This window comes from Actinoallomurus sp. NPDC050550, assembly GCF_040655075.1.
Taxonomy (GTDB): domain Bacteria; phylum Actinomycetota; class Actinomycetes; order Streptosporangiales; family Streptosporangiaceae; genus Actinoallomurus.
The window spans coordinates 23628-37877 of sequence record NZ_JBFAJC010000073.1; the positions used below are offsets into that span (position 1 = coordinate 23628).

General features: G+C 70.5%; 15 protein-coding genes and 1 pseudogene. 5 read left to right on the forward strand and 11 right to left on the reverse strand.

Annotated elements, in window-relative coordinates; translation table 11 throughout:
- Positions 1–97: 97 nt before the first annotated feature.
- On the reverse strand, positions 98–1183 hold the full coding sequence (locus AB0I04_RS49325) for an NAD-dependent epimerase/dehydratase family protein (protein WP_360901830.1): 1086 nt from the start codon (positions 1181–1183) through the stop codon (positions 98–100).
- Positions 1184–1272: 89 nt separating this feature from the next.
- Here AB0I04_RS49325 and AB0I04_RS49330 point away from each other — a divergent pair, with 89 nt between their 5' ends.
- Positions 1273–2580, forward strand: a complete 1308-nt coding sequence (locus AB0I04_RS49330; RefSeq protein WP_360901833.1) for a zinc-dependent metalloprotease — start codon at positions 1273–1275, stop codon at positions 2578–2580.
- 127 nt (positions 2581–2707) lie between these two features.
- Positions 2708–3247, forward strand: coding sequence for an NUDIX hydrolase (locus AB0I04_RS49335; RefSeq protein WP_360901836.1), 540 nt, complete (start codon positions 2708–2710; stop codon positions 3245–3247).
- Here the strand turns inward: AB0I04_RS49335 and AB0I04_RS49340 are convergent.
- A complete protein-coding gene (locus AB0I04_RS49340) occupies positions 3240–3869 on the reverse strand; it encodes a GAP family protein (RefSeq protein ID WP_360901839.1) in 630 nt (209 codons plus the stop codon). The two genes, AB0I04_RS49335 and AB0I04_RS49340, sit on opposite strands and share 8 nt — an antisense overlap.
- Positions 3870–4084: 215 nt before the next feature.
- Between AB0I04_RS49340 and AB0I04_RS49345 the strand changes: the two genes are divergently transcribed.
- A complete protein-coding gene (locus tag AB0I04_RS49345; RefSeq protein ID WP_360901842.1) occupies positions 4085–5599 on the forward strand; it encodes a hypothetical protein in 1515 nt (504 codons plus the stop codon).
- Positions 5600–5658: 59 nt separating this feature from the next.
- Here the strand turns inward: AB0I04_RS49345 and AB0I04_RS49350 are convergent, their stop codons facing one another.
- The 6 genes from AB0I04_RS49350 to AB0I04_RS49375 form a co-directional block, all read right to left on the reverse strand.
- Complete coding sequence (locus AB0I04_RS49350; RefSeq protein ID WP_360901845.1) at positions 5659–6087, reverse strand: nuclear transport factor 2 family protein; 429 nt, start codon at positions 6085–6087, stop codon at positions 5659–5661.
- A gap of 5 nt (positions 6088–6092) precedes the next feature.
- Positions 6093–7550 (reverse strand): hypothetical protein, encoded by a 1458-nt coding sequence (locus AB0I04_RS49355; protein WP_360901847.1) that lies wholly within the window; start codon positions 7548–7550, stop codon positions 6093–6095.
- A 3-nt stretch (positions 7551–7553) separates the two neighbouring features.
- Positions 7554–8663 carry a cupin domain-containing protein gene (locus AB0I04_RS49360; protein WP_360901850.1) on the reverse strand — a complete coding sequence of 370 codons (1110 nt, stop codon included), beginning with the start codon at positions 8661–8663 and terminating at the stop codon, positions 7554–7556.
- Positions 8660–9673 (reverse strand): aminotransferase class I/II-fold pyridoxal phosphate-dependent enzyme, encoded by a 1014-nt coding sequence (locus AB0I04_RS49365; protein WP_360901853.1) that lies wholly within the window; start codon positions 9671–9673, stop codon positions 8660–8662. The genes AB0I04_RS49360 and AB0I04_RS49365 overlap by 4 nt, the downstream gene beginning before the upstream one ends.
- A 145-nt stretch (positions 9674–9818) precedes the next feature.
- Positions 9819–10379: an EF-hand domain-containing protein gene (locus tag AB0I04_RS49370; protein ID WP_360901856.1), complete on the reverse strand. Its 561-nt coding sequence runs from the start codon at positions 10377–10379 to the stop codon at positions 9819–9821.
- 139 nt (positions 10380–10518) lie between these two features.
- Complete coding sequence (locus AB0I04_RS49375; RefSeq protein WP_360901859.1) at positions 10519–11688, reverse strand: FAD-dependent monooxygenase; 1170 nt, start codon at positions 11686–11688, stop codon at positions 10519–10521.
- A gap of 148 nt (positions 11689–11836) precedes the next feature.
- On the opposite strand from AB0I04_RS49375, the gene AB0I04_RS49380 reads away from it, so the two are divergent.
- Positions 11837–12196, forward strand: coding sequence for a YbaB/EbfC family nucleoid-associated protein (locus tag AB0I04_RS49380; protein WP_360901862.1), 360 nt, complete (start codon positions 11837–11839; stop codon positions 12194–12196).
- Here AB0I04_RS49380 and AB0I04_RS49385 read toward each other — a convergent pair.
- From AB0I04_RS49385 to AB0I04_RS49395, 3 genes are read right to left on the reverse strand one after another with little or no spacing between them, the layout of a single operon-like run.
- A complete protein-coding gene (locus tag AB0I04_RS49385; RefSeq protein ID WP_360901865.1) occupies positions 12162–12704 on the reverse strand; it encodes a hypothetical protein in 543 nt (180 codons plus the stop codon). The two genes, AB0I04_RS49380 and AB0I04_RS49385, sit on opposite strands and share 35 nt — an antisense overlap.
- Positions 12701–13639, reverse strand: coding sequence for a hypothetical protein (locus AB0I04_RS49390; protein ID WP_360901868.1), 939 nt, complete (start codon positions 13637–13639; stop codon positions 12701–12703). Before AB0I04_RS49390 ends, AB0I04_RS49385 begins: the two co-directional genes overlap by 4 nt.
- A complete protein-coding gene (locus AB0I04_RS49395; protein WP_360901871.1) occupies positions 13636–13959 on the reverse strand; it encodes a hypothetical protein in 324 nt (107 codons plus the stop codon). The genes AB0I04_RS49390 and AB0I04_RS49395 overlap by 4 nt, the downstream gene beginning before the upstream one ends.
- On the opposite strand from AB0I04_RS49395, the pseudogene AB0I04_RS49400 reads away from it, so the two are divergent.
- Positions 13958–14250: pseudogene (locus AB0I04_RS49400) on the forward strand (hypothetical protein); the annotation flags it as partial. The gene AB0I04_RS49395 and the pseudogene AB0I04_RS49400 sit on opposite strands and share 2 nt — an antisense overlap.

The following is a 14250-nucleotide window of genomic DNA, read 5'->3' on the forward strand; positions in this document are numbered from 1 at the left end:
GGGCTTTCAGCCGTCACCCATGGCAGATGCGACGGCTGAGATCTCGCTTCTAACTCCGACCCTTCCAGCGGAGCCGGCTCCGGCCCTTCCAGCGGAGCTAGCTCCGGCGCTTCCGGCGGGCTCGCCGGACGATCGCCGCGGTGCCGATGACGGCGACCGTCGCGCCCGCGGCCGTGGCCATCGTGGCCTCCTTCCGGGCCAGCCGGCGCCCGACCACCGCATGCCGTCCGGCGACCTCCTCCAGCAGCGCCGTCAGCGCCTCGGCGTTGTCGTACGCCGGTTTCCAGCCCGCCGCGCGGAGCGTCGCGCAGTCGGCCACCCAGGGGTAGACGACGTAGTGCAGGTCGGTGGCCGGCGCCGGGGTGACACCGATGCGGTGCAGCCGCTGCGCGGTGCCGAAGGTGATCGCCGCCGGGAGCTCGAACCGCCGCCGCCCGGTGACCTGCTCGACATCGTCCTGTTCGAGCCAGCCCTCGGAGCCGACCGCGAGGCGGCCGCCGATCTCCCCGGTGATCGCGAGTTCGAGCGCGCTGACCAGGTCGTCGATGTGGCAGAACTGCCAGCGCTGAGCGGTCCCCTTCACGGTGAGCAGGCGCGGTGCCTCGAAGTGCCGGGTCACCACGGTGTCGATGCCGGGACCGACCAGCGCGGCGGGCCGCAGGACCGTGACGGTCATGCCGGGGTGCGCCACCGGCGCCATCGCCGCGAGGTGCTCGATCTCCAGGAAGTCGCCGACGATCCCGTCGTCGGGCTCGGCGGCGAGCGGGGCGTCCTCTGGGAGCGGCACCACGTTGTCGGCCTGCGCGCCGTACACCATGGCGCTGGTCACGACGATCACCCGGCGGACCCGGACGGCCGCCGCGGCGGTGATCACGGTCTGCGCGCCGCGGACGTTGTACGCGCGGCGCTCGCGGTGATCGGTGTCCGGGGACAGGTCCATGTCGAGGTGGACGATCACGTCGACGTCGGAGATCCGGTTGGCGAGTTGGGGATCGCGGATGTCGACCACGCGCCACGTGATTCCGGACACGTCTCCCCGGTGATCGTCGAGCCCGACGACCTTCTTGATGTCCCCCGAGTCCGCCAGCCGGGCGACCAGGGCACGTCCGATGCCGTCGGCCGCTCCCGTGACGGCGACGACCGGCCCCGTACTACGCCGTGGGCGAACCTCTCGTGTACTCAAGTCGAGCGAGTCCTCCTAACGCACACCCCCGGCCGTCGACCGGCTAACGTGAAGGTTGTGACCCATTCATCCTGCCTGAGGTCGAGCCTGTGAGCGACATCCCCTTCGGGTTCAACCGCCCGGGAGAGCCCGGCGATGAGAACAATCCCGGAAACCAGGACCCCTTCGGCGCGGGTGGCATGCAGGATTTCGCCGCCATGCTCCACCAGTTCGCCGACATGCTGTCCGGTCAGTCGGCGAGCACCGGCCCGCTGAACTGGGACTTGGCCAAGGACGTCGCCCGGCACGCGGTCGTCGAGCGCGGCGACCCCTCGGTCGTCGACGCCGAGCGCCGTGCGGTCGTCGAGGCACTGCGGCTGGCCGACCTCTGGCTGGACGAGGCGACCACCCTCCCGGCGGGCATCCGTAACCCGCAGGCGTGGAGCCGGTCGGAGTGGATCGAGAACACCCTGCCGGTGTGGTCGAAGGTCTGCGACCCGATCGCCGCGCGGATGGTCGACTCGATGGGCGACGCGATGCCCGACGAGATGAAGGCCGTGGCCGGCCCGCTCGTCGGCATGATGCGGCAGATGTCCGGCGCGATGGTCGGCGGGCAGGCCGGGCAGGCGCTCGGCGGGCTGGCCCTGGAGGTCGTCGGCTCCGCCGACGTCGGGCTGCCGCTGGCCCCCGAGGGCGTCGGCGCGCTGCTGCCGGCCGGGGTTGCGGCGTTCGGTGAGGGCCTGGAGGTCAGCGCCGACGAGGTGCGCGTCTACCTGGCACTGCGCGAGGCGGCCCACCAGCGGCTGTTCGGGCACGTCCCGTGGCTGCGCGCCCACCTGCTCGGCGCGGTCGAGGACTACGCGCGCGGCATCACCGTGGACCTGTCCAAGATCGAGGAGGCCATCTCCGGGGCCGACCTGACCAACCCCGAGGCCCTGCAGGAGGCGCTCGGCGGCGAGCTCGCGCTCACCCCGGAGGAGACGCCGCAGCAGAAGGCCGCGCTGTCCCGCCTGGAGACCGCGCTGGCCCTGGTCGAGGGCTGGGTCGACACCGTCGTCACGGCCGCCGCGGCCGGCCGGCTGCCGTCCGCCGACAAGCTCGGCGAAGCGGTGCGCCGCCGCCGTGCCACCGGTGGCCCGGCCGAGCGCACCTTCGCGACGCTCGTCGGCCTGGAGCTGCGGCCCCGGCGGCTGCGGGAGGCGGCCGCCCTGTGGAGGGCCCTGGGCGAGGCGCGCGGCAACGACGGGCGCGACGCCGTGTGGGCGCACCCGGACCTGCTGCCCACCGCCGACGACCTGGAGAACCCTCAGGCGTTCGTCGAGGGCAAGGGCGTCGACTTCGACATCTCCCAGTTCACCGAGCGGGACGATGACGACTCCGACGGCTCCGGCGAGGACTCCCCCGGGTCCCGCGACTGACCGCCTGAACCGGACGGCCGCGACATACCCTTCGGCGGCCTCGGCGGCGCGCTGGTGCGCCCCCTGGACGCCGACGCGTGAGGTGCATACGGACGTCCGACGACGCACGCCTATGCCTGAGGTGACGATGACACTGCACGCCGACGCCGTACGCACGCTGTCGGACTGGGACGCGCCCGACGCCGAGCAGGACCTGCTGCGCGAGGACTTCCTCGCGCACCTGTCGGCGCACGAGAACGCCATGTGGCGCGAATGCGTCCCCGGCCACCTGACGGCCAGCACGATCGTCCTCGACCCGCCCGGGGAGCGCGTGCTGCTGACCCTGCACCCCAAGGCGGGCCTGTGGCTGCAGCTGGGCGGCCACTGCGAACCGCAGGACACCACTCTCTCCGGAACCGCGCTGCGCGAGGCGACCGAGGAGTCGGGCATCGACGGCCTGCGCCTGCTCCCCGGCCCGGTGCACCTCGACCGGCACCGGGTCTGGTGCCACGGCGGGTCGTACCACCTCGACGTGCAGTACGTCGTCGTCGCCCCCGCCGGCGCCCAGGAGCGGATCAGCGAGGAGTCCGACGACCTGCGCTGGTTCCCGGTCGACGCCCTCCCCGACGATACCGACGACGCCCTGCGCCGCCTGGTCACCCATACCCGCCGGCAGGGCATCAGCTGAGGATCAGCGCGATGAAGACGAGGCAGGCGATCACGTTGACCAGCCAGCTGTGGGAGTTCAACCAGTCGCGGACCTTCGGCATGGCGTGTTCCGCGCGGCGGCGGAAGACGAGGTAGGCCAGCAGGGGCAGTGCGGCGATCAGCAGGGTGGCCGCCACGAACGGCACCGCGCCGATCGGGCCCGCGTTGCTCCGCTTCAGATCGAGCCCGACGGTCAGCAGGACGATGAGGTCGGAGGGCATCGCGAGGATCACGAGCAGCCCGGTCGCCAGGGCCCGCAAGGGCGTCGCCGTCAGCAGGGTCGTGAGCCAGCGCGGCGGCTCGGCGGTCGCGCGCCCCAGGTAGTTCTTCACCGCCAGCAGGAGCAGGAGAAGGACGAGGATCAGCTCGATGATCCGGCCGGTCCCGCCCTTGTGCTGCGAGCCGCCCATCGGGACCGCGGATCCCAGCAGCTCGGCGACCCCTCGCATGACGGCCACCCCGGCCACCGTCGCCGCCAGCACCCCGGCCAGGAACGCCAGCGACAGCCGGATCGGCCTCCCGGCCGTCACGAAGATGATCGCCGAGATGATCTGCGGCCCCGCCATCATGGTGATCGCAAGGGGCAGGACGTGAATGGTCATGGTCTCCGGAAACGTCGTTCCGCCTCGTCCCCAGGGCCGCCCATGCCGTCGAGGACAGGCCTACCCTTCGTACGGGCAGCTCACCCCGGCCGCGCCGCCGCCCCTTGCGACCGGATCGCCAGGGTTCCGGGGCGTACGCGGCGAAACGCCACTCTCCTCACGCCCGTCCGCCCGTGCGAAGATCTCAACTGATGTCCCCGGGCGGTGGAGAAGTCATGGCGCGGCTGGTCCTGTCCCCCAAGATCCTCGACGGCCTCGACTTCGGCGCGCCGTCCGCCGAGCGCGACATCGGGCGCGGCCTGGAGAAGTGCTTCGTCGAGTCCGCCGCGTACCACCGCGTCCACTCCGGCGCCAAGACGGTGCTGCTCGGCAACCGCGGGTCGGGAAAGAGCGCCATCTTCCAGGTGCTCGCCAAGCGCGAGCGCACCGCGGGCAACCGGGTCATCGAACTGTCCCCGGAGGACTACTCGTACGAACTGCTCAACTCGACGATGGCCGCCGAGAACGCCGGATCCTGGGCCAAGCACGGCGCGTACGCCGCCGCTTGGAAGTACCTCCTCTACGTCCTGGTCATGAAGGAGATCGCCCGGAAGGGCATGAGGCTGGCGAAGGGGGCGGGTGCGGAGATCCACGGATACATCCGCAACAACCACGCCAACGTCCAGATGGGCCGGCTGTCCGTCCTCGTCTCGTACCTCAAACGGCTGGAGAACATCAAGCTCGGCCCCATCGAGGCCGGCGCGAAGACCCGGGAGCTGGACCGGCTCTACAAGCTCGAGGAGATCAACTCCCTGCTGCCCGCGCTGAAGAAGGTCCTCGACAAACAGCGCGTCACCATCGTGGTCGACGAACTGGACCGCGGCTGGGACTCCTCCGAGGACGCCAAGGCGTTCGTTGCCGGGCTGTTCCAGGCCTGCGTCTCCGTCAACGCGCTGCACAAGAACCTGTCGGTGTACATCTCCCTGCGGCGGGAGCTGTACGACGACATCCCGGCCCTGTACGAGGACGCGCAGAAGTACCGCGACCTGCTCGAGACGATCCGGTGGAGCGAGGACTCCCTCCTCGAACTCATCGCCAAGCGCATCCGGTACTCCGCGCGCGAGATGGGCTACGACGCGCAGGTCCTCGACCGCACAGACGACCTGACGTGCTGGAACGCGGTGTTCGCCCCGCTTCCCGAAGCGCCGGAGGACAGCTCGTTCCGCTATGTCGCCGACCGCACCCTCTACCGCCCGCGCGAGATCATCGAGTTCTGCACGACGGTGCTCGAGGTCGCCCGGGACCGTACGCCGACCCTTCCGCTGCCGTACGAGGCGATCCGGTGGGCCGAGCGCGGCTACTCCGAGGAGCGCACCAAGGACATCGCCGCGGAGTACCGCTTTCAGTATCCGGGCCTGCTCGGCGTGTTCGAGGTGTTCCGCGGGCGGGACCACGCGTTCGAACGGGAGGAGCTGCAGCTGTTGTGCCTGGAGCTGGTCCTGGGCGAGATCCCGACGAACGGCGCCTCCTCCTGGCTGCCGCTCTGTGACCCGGACGGCCTGATCGAGATCCTCTGGCAGACGGGTTTCCTCACCGCCCAGCCCGTCGGGGACGCCGACACGGACGGCGGCCAGGGAGCGTTCATCGGCGTCCACCAGGTGCAACACCTCAACCTCGCCGCGGTGCAGCGTTTCCAGGTGCACCCGATGTTCCGCGCCTACCTCGGCGTCCAGCGCAGGAACGGCGATTAGGGCTCCGCCTCGCAATGATGATCCCGGTCTCGCCGGCTACTGAACCGCTACCGGCGCCGTCACCGCCGATCGGGGAGCGCGGGGGGACGCCATGAACTGCCTTCGCCTTTCTCCGCCTCGAATGCGGGGCGTGCGGTGACGGTGTCATAGATGATGTGGAGGGCCGCGATTCGGCCGTCGTCGGCCAGTTCCAGAACGTCAACGCACTCGAAGTCGGCGGGTTGTCCCGAGGACAGCCGCCAGTCGAACTGGAACCAGATCGTGATCAGCGGACCGCCGTCCCTCGTGCCGCCTTCCGTCACGCCGAGGAGCCGAAGCTTGGCCCGGCCGGTGTCGGCGAAGAGCGCCGGATAGAAGTCGGTGGCGGGGATCGGGCCGTACAGCGGCGAATGCACCGTCGCGCCGGGACGGAACAGGGCCAGGACGGCGGGCAGGTCCGAGCGGGTCAGGGCATCGAGGTAGGTGTTGGCGAGGTCGGTGGGAGTCATGCCGATCAAGTCCTTTCTTCGCCGTTGAGGCGATTCATGGCGTCGAGGTCAAGCGTGAGGGCGACGACTCCGTCGGGGAAGCTGAGGCGGCGCAGGACCGCGGGATCCAGTTCCCCCGCCTCGCCGACCGGTGTTCCACCGGAGACGACGCGGGCCCACCGCCCGCCGCACCAGGGCGGAGTGCCGCCGCGGGGTCCGCGCTCCGGCCGGAGCGAGACGTCCCACTGCCGGCCCACGGCCTGAATGACGTGAATAATGGCCTGCCAGTGCCCGGCACCTGTCAGGGCCGCCGCGAGGTGGCAAGGCTGAGAAGGGACCGCCGCGAGCAGGGCCGCCAACCGCTCCGGCTGGGGCGGGCCGCCGGTCGGCGGCGCCGGCTCCGGCGGACGAAGGCCGGCGGGCGGGGAGAGGAACACCGTCCCCTGTTCGAAGAGCCGCAGTTCCCCGGACGCGTGTCGGGTCCGGGTTCGCAGGGCGGTGAGCACTCCGGGCAACAGCGAGGTGCGCAGCGCGGAGGGCAGGCCGTCGAGCGGGTTGGTGACGTGGAGCTGAGCACGGTGTGGGTCGTCCTGCGGCAGGCCGAACGCGTCCCATATCGCCGGGTCCAGGAACGGGTCGGTCTGTGTTTCGGTCCAGCCGGCGACCGTGAGTGCGTGTGCGGTCGCTTGACGTCGCCGGAACGGTGACACCGGCCCGGACGAGTCTGGAACCGGACGGCGTAGGGGTGGCTGGACGGTCTGGTGGGAGCCGTCATGTCCGATGACGTCCCGGATGTCGCTCAGCCCATGGCGGAGCATGAGCGTGCGTTCGACCCCGGCGCCGAAGGCGAATCCGGTGTAGCGGCGCGGGTCGATTCCGCAGGTGGTCAGCACGCGGGGATGGACCATACCGCAGCCGGCCCACTCGACCCAGCCGTCTCCGCACAGCTCGCACGCCCTGCCCTGACAGGCCGGGCAGCGCACGTCCGCCTCGGCCGACGGATCGGTGTAGGCGAATCGGTGCGGGCGTAACCGGACCGGTGTCCGCCGCCCGAACATGGCCGTGGCGAACCGGCCGAGCGTGTCGCGCAGGTCGTCCATCTCCAGGTCCTCGGCGACGGCGAGGCCCTCGGCCTGGTGGAAGACGGGACTGTGCGTGGCGTCCAGAGGATCCGGGCGGAAGACGCGTCCGACCGTGACCATGCGGAGGGGCACCGGGCGGGTGAGCATCTCCCGTACCTGAACCGGCGAGGTGTGGCCCCGCAACACCAGGCCCGATCGCCCGCTGGGGCCCTCGATGGGGAACGCCTTGCCGACGCCACGGCTGGGATGGTCGGCGTTCATGTTCAGAGCGTCGAAATTGAACCATTCGGCCTCGAGCTCGGGGCCTTCCGCGATCCGGTATCCGTCGGCGGTGAACAGATCCACGATCTCTTCGGCCAGGGCGGCCACCGGATCACGGCGCCCGGCCGGGCGGTCGCGCATCGGTCAGCGCCCTTCGAGGGTCCAGGCCGCGATGCGTTCGTGGATGAGGTCGATCTGGTCCCAGGCCTGCCGACAGGTCGCCCTGAGCCGAGGGAACTCCGAGGGAGGCAGGTCGGCCAGCCGGTGCCGCCCGATCCGACGGTGATCGTCGTCCGCCACGGCGTGCAGGGCGAAGAAGTCGTCCTCGCCGGCGTCCGGTCCGTGAATGTCGGCGGCGGCCGCCCCGAACAGGTGACCGCTGGTCTCGACGACCATGTGCACCAGGACGACCTTCTGCGCCTCGTCCAGCTGGTACATCTGCGCCACGAACCATGTGCAGGCGGCCTCGAGAACCGGGTCGTCGACCTCGGCGGTGACGCCGTAGTGGTCGCGCAGCAGCCGGTCGTGGCCGTACTCGTCTCTCAGGTGCATCTCGTACTCGTCCCGTAGGGCCGGATCGACGCACACGGCCTGCCGGGCGTGCAGCATGCGCTGGAAGTGGCACGACCACACGTACAGCGCGGCCACGAAACGGGCGCGCATCTGCGGGTCGTCTCGCAGCCGGCCGCCGCGCAGCAGGCCGAACAGGGGGTTGCGGGTATGCCGATCGGCCAGTGCGCCGTTGAGCCGCTCCAGCCCGACGAGGGTCTCCTGGTCGCGAGAGTCACCGCCGGGCGCCGCAGCCGTGCCGAAGGAGACTCGGGGTGCCCGCTCGTCCTCGTACAGGCCCGCGCCCGCGAACTGCACGGACAGACCGTGGAACTCCTCGCCCGGGTCGGTGCGGAACCCGTGGAGGCACCCGGGTGGCACGCACACCACGTCACCTTCGGCGAGGGACCGTTCCGTGTCGCCGAGCAGCCGGACCGTTCCCCGGCACACGAGGATCATTGAGCTCGTCGGATGTTGGTGCACCGCCAGTTCCTCGCCGTCGCGGAGCCGTACCCAGGCGAAGGACGGCCGCCCGGCCTCGGGGAGGAACGCCGACAGGGCGGGGTGGCGCCGGAAGTCGCGCTGCTGACCGAGCCGGTGCGTCATGCCGTCGACCGTGACGGACGTGATGGGCCGGATCTCCTCCCGGGTCACGGTCGTCACGGTCGTCAGGGCGCCTGGTGCCGCCGTCGGCGATGTGGTCATGACGGTCCTCTTCTTTCATGTGTGTGGTCGCCGTCCTCGGCGAGGGCGGCGAGAAGCCGGTCGTTGTCGGCCGGAGTTCCCACCGAGACACGCAGACGGCCGCGCCACCCCATCGGATCGGGCAGGGTGGCCAGCCCCGCGGCGCGCAAGCGGGCCGCGACCTGGGTGGCCGGGCGTTCGGTCCGTACGGTCACGAACCCGGCCGCGGCACCGACCACGGTGAGACCTGGGCAGTGGCTCAGCCCGGCGACCAGCCGGTCGCGTTCGGCGATGAACAGGTCGATGCCCCGGCGCAGGCCGTGCGGGTCGGCCAAGGCCGCGGCGGCTTCGGCCAGGACCGGTGTGGGGAGCATGAAGGGCAGGCGGGCTCGCCGCAACGCCGACACGATCCCCGGCTGCGCGAACACCGCGCCCAGCCGTAACGCGGCCAGGCCGAGCGCCTTGGACATGGATCGGACGACGACGAGGTTCGGATGGCCGGGAATGAGATGACGGTGGGACGGGCGGCCGGCGTACTCCACATACGCCTCATCCACGATGACCAGACCGTCGAACGCGGCCAGCAGCCGCTCGACCTCGCCCGGACACAGCGACGTCCCCGCCGGATTTCCGGGGTCGCAGAGGAACACCCCGGCGACCCCTGATCGAGCTAACGCCACCGCGTCGAGCCGGTCGTACGCGACGCCGGTGAGCGGTATCGGCACGCGGCCGATCTCATGCACGGTGGCCAGTTCGTCGAACAGCGCGAAGGACGGCGGCGTGACCGCCACCGCGTCCGCGCGTGGTTCGAAGAATGTGCGGAACAGCAGGTCGAGAGCGTCGCCGGCGCCGCGCGTCAGCAGGATGGTCTCCCGGCCCGGGCACCGGCCGTCGGCCGGGTGTTCCCCGGGGCCGCCGCCCTCCACGATGGGGAGGGCGGCGGCGTACAGCTCGATCAGCCGGTGGTGGGTGTTGTCGGGGTACCGCCGATGCGGGCCGGCGAACGGGTTCTCGTTGTCCTTGAGGTTCACCAGCCCCTCGTCCTCGGGACGAGACTCGAACAGGAACGACGGCCGTAACGATCTGATCGCCTGCCGGGCCGGCCGGACACCTGCCCGGCGAGCCGTGGCGGGGGCTCCAGGGCAGGTCGAGCTCGTCGGCACCGATCCGGCCGGATCAGGCATCGGCGACCGGCGCGGTCAGGACGTGAATGGGGACGTCGGTCCCTTCCGCCCGGTAGTAGTCCATGATCGTCGTGGCCCAGCGCTCGACCGGAACCCGACCGTCGCCCGATTCGTCCAGCTTCTGGAAGAGCGTCGCGCTGTTGGACCTCGCGAATCCGATCGCGGCCATGATGGTGAGGAAGTCGTCCAGGGTGATGAACCCGTCGTCGTCGCGGTCGGCCAGTGCGGCCAGCGATCTCGCGTAGTCCGCGGTGTTCCGTTCGGCCTCGCCCGGGTCGCCCAGCCTGGCGACGTACTCGTCCGGGCTGATCCGGCCGTCGCCGTCGGCGTCGAGCGTGGCGCGCAGGCCCTCCCAGAAGCGGCGGTGCCCGGCGAGGACCGCCCGCCCCTTCGCCGACTCCGTCGGCTCGCCCATCGCGCCGAGCACCTCGGCGGCGAGCTGGTCGAAGTCCTCCCCCTCCAGATAGCCGTCGCCGTCCCGGTCGAGCATGCGGAACCGCAGCCGGAGCCGTTCCAACACTGCCGGATTCACCTGCGCGGACTCACGATTCATGCGCCCTCCTGATCCCTGTGCGTGATCATAAAACTACAGTACGTAATATGCACAGAGAAGGCCCCGTGGCGGTAGTGACCACCTTCGGTCATCTTGTGATCACATTAGGTAATTTCGATGCCGCGGGAAGGCCATCGGCTCAGCTGGGGAGGCTGGTGTTCCAGTCGAGCAGGCGCGTCAGGTCGTCATCAGCGCGGACCGCGGGCGGACGAGAACTCTGACGCGGGCCGTCCCCGGCGGGTTGCGGTGGGCGGGCGCCGGTCATGCGGGCGCTGGCGGCGATGTTCTCGTCGGTCCGCGGCCGGCGCAGTCGCTCGTACGTCTCCAGTGCCGCGTCCATCGTGTCCGTGTCGCGCAGTGCCTTGGCGAGGACGACCGCGTCCTCGAGCGCCATCGACGCGCCCTGGCCCGTCGCCGGTGACGCGGCGTGGGCGGCGTCCCCGATGATCAGCCTCCGGCGCGTGTGCCACCGTCCGACGGCAGGGAGGTCGTACGCGTTGGTCGCCATGAGGCGGTCGCCGGTCGCGGCGACGATGTCCGCGGCGGGCGTGGCGTCGGGCCGCAGCAGCGGAACGAGCTCCTGCCTCCACCGCGCGGCCGTGCCCGCCTCGATCGCCTCGGCGGGCAGTTCCTCATCGGTGACGCGGGCGAACCAGTACGTCTCTCCGGCCGGCGACACGCCATAGCCGAACGCGGCGGCGCTGCCCCGGACCATCTCGAACGTCTCCGGCCGTGCCGAGCGCGGCGTGTGGGCCGCGTACCCGTAGAAGACGCGCTGGCCGGCGTAGCGCCGCGGATCCGCCGCGGGATCGATCAGCTTCCGCACGGTGGAGTTCAGCCCGTCCGCGCCGATCAGCAGATCGCCGTGGGCGGTGTCGCCGTCGCCGAATCGCGCCGCGACTCCGGTCTCGTCCTCGGCGGCGGAGATCAGCCGCTTTCCGTGACGGATCGGGATCCCCCTGCGCAGCACCTCCGATCGCAGCGCCGCGCAGAGCTCCTCGCGGAGCAGGCAGCGGTACCGGGTCAGCGGGCCGCCGTGATCCCCCATCGGCCGGACGGCGACCTCGGCTCCCGCGGCATCGACCAGGCGCAACGTGGTGAGCGGGAACCCGGTCTCCGCGACCGGGCGCGCGGCGTCGACCTGTGCGAGCGCGAGCATCCCGTTGCTCGCGAGCGTCAGGAACGCGCCGATGTCCGCGTCGGCGTCCGGATGCGCCTCGTACACGGTGACCTCGAACCCGGCCTTGTCGAGCGCGAGTGCCGCCGCCGGCCCGCCGATGCCCCCGCCGACGATCAGAACCGATGTCATCCCCGTATCCCGTCCCCGCCCGGCACGTACGGCTCCATGATCGCGCATCGAGCCGCATCGGGCAGGGCACGGGCCGGATCCTGCAGACCGTCGTTAATATCCGGTTACGCATTTCGGAAATTTTCGCCAATAACCGTAGAATCTTCGCATGGAGTTCGGACGGCAGCTCTTCGAGGAAACGATGCGTGACCTGCAGTCACGTGTCCGTGACGCGTCCCGCGTCCAGGAGGCCCTGCAGGACCTCTCGGTTCAGGTGGAGAGCGAGGACGGACTCGTCAGCATGACCGTTGGACCGCCCGGCCGCATCCGGGAACTGCGGTTCGACCCGCGCGCCAAACGACTCGACCTCGGAACGCTCGCCGAGCGGATCACGGAGATGGTCAACAACGCCTCCGACATCCTCGCGGAGGAGCTGTCCCGGCGGGTTCAGTCGCTGATGCCGGACTTCGCCGCGGATGAGATCATGACGGACTTCATGCGGATGAACGCCCCTCCTGACGCTCGCTGACCGCTCCGGGGCGACGGCTTTGGAGCGATCCACGACCGACGTGGATCGCTACCACCGCGAAGAAGACGAGGACGAGGAAGGCGAAGGCGTTCGAGATCCAGTCTTGGCTCCCGGGGCGGTAGGCCGTTCGGGCGTTCGGCCGCAGCCGCGCCGGGATCCGCTCGCCGGGCGCCCAGCCTCGCACCGAGTCCAGCCGCAGCGTTACGCCGGGGACGAAGGATCCGCCGCCATCGGGGACGAACGTCCCCGCGCACGTCATCGTGGGCCGGTCCCCGCCGGACGGATGTGAGGTCCGGCACCGCGCGACGGTCAGCGTCCCCGCCCGGCCAGGGCTTCCCCACGGGCCGGGCGTCGTGCGTACCGTCCAGACGCCGAACCACCCGGCCGCCGCCAGCAGGATGACGCCGCCGGCCAGGGCGACGGCGCCGACCGCGCGGGGGACGGTACGGGCACTCCCCGGCTCCGCACCGCGACTGCCGTCATCCGGCCGGTCCGGCCCACGACTCACGGCCCGGTCCTGCCGGACCCGATCGGCCCCTTCGCCGGGTTCTTCGCGATGCGAGTGCCGTGAATGATCAGCTTGTCGACCTCCTGCTGCCAGGTCGGCAGCCACTCATCGGGCTGCTTGCCCTGTTCCATGTTGCCGACCACCGTGTAGAGGTTCGAGCCGACCATCCGTCCGCCGAACCTCAGCACCCGCTGCCCCGCTCCGCCCGACGTGATTCGTCCCAGCGGGCCGACCTTGCCGACGGCGCCGACGGTCAGGTCGGCGGCGCCGTCGAAGGCGAAGTTCGCGCCGACGGCCTGCACGAACTGCACACCGTTGGTCTTCAGCGAGTACGGGTCGTACCCGATGATCTTCTTGGCGTCGGCGTCGTAGTCCGCGAAGAGGTCCACGACGCCGAAGGTGCCCAGCTGCAGCAGTTGCTGTCCCGCCGCGTACCCGATGCTGTCGATCAGATACTCAAGGAGCTTGATCATGATCTTCTGGAACAGCGTCCGCTGCGCCACCGCTTGAAAGGCCGCCCTGTTGCGGATGACCGCCAGCTCCGCCAGCGTGCCCGCCCACCCGGTGATCCACCCGTAGGCGATCGTGAACAGAATGTTGAGGTAGGTCTGGATGGCCAGGACGGTGAGCCAGAACCTCATCTTGTCCACCGCGTCGGCGTAGCCGTTGCACACCGTCTGGATTCGGCGGCAGTACGCGGCGAGCTCGTGCGGGTACGGCTGGAACTCCTTCGTCCAGAACTTCGTGAATTCGTCTATTCCGTGGCCGGCATTGTGCGTCGAGATGTCCGTGGCCATCGGATCGGTGGTCCTGATGCTCGACTCAAGGCGATCGGCGATCTGCCCCCAGATGACGGCGGCCTGCCGCGCTTTCGCGGAATCACCCTTCGGCATTTCCACGCCGCCGATCCACCACAGGATCTCTTCGACGGTCATTCAGGCACCTTCGGGAGCGAGATCTTGATGTTCCACTCGGCGGCGTCTTTGTTGTCGGCCATCTGCTGCAGACGCGTGGCGATGTTCTCGTAGGCCGTCACGACGGCGAGCGCGTCGGCCAGCGCACTGTCGTGCTGGACGTGGTAGCCGGGTTTTCCCTCGGCGCCGTTGTAGAAGGTCCGGCCGGCCTCGTCGTCGCCCGAAAAGTTCCCCAGGCCCTCCAGGGCTGCTACGAAGCCCTTGAGGTCGGTCGCCAGGTCGGTGCCCTCTTTGGCGATCTTCCCGGCCTGCTGCTTGAGCTCGGCCGAATCGAGTCCCATGGGCGGCGCGGACGGCCGAGAACCAGGTGCCGGGGACGGCCGCGGTGAAGGAGCCGGCGACGCGCTCGGGGACGACGGGATGGGAGCCGGTGGCCCGTACGTCGGCGGCGCCGGCCGCGTGGGCGACGGCGTCGGTGTCAGGGTGGGTGAACCGGAGGGCGTTGACGGCGTCGGAGTCGGAGTCGGGGAACCGGAAGGCGTTGACGGCGTCGGAGTCGGAGTCGGGGAACCGGAAGGCGTTGACGGCGTCGGAGTGGGAGTCGGGGAACCGGAAGGCGTTGACGGCGTCGG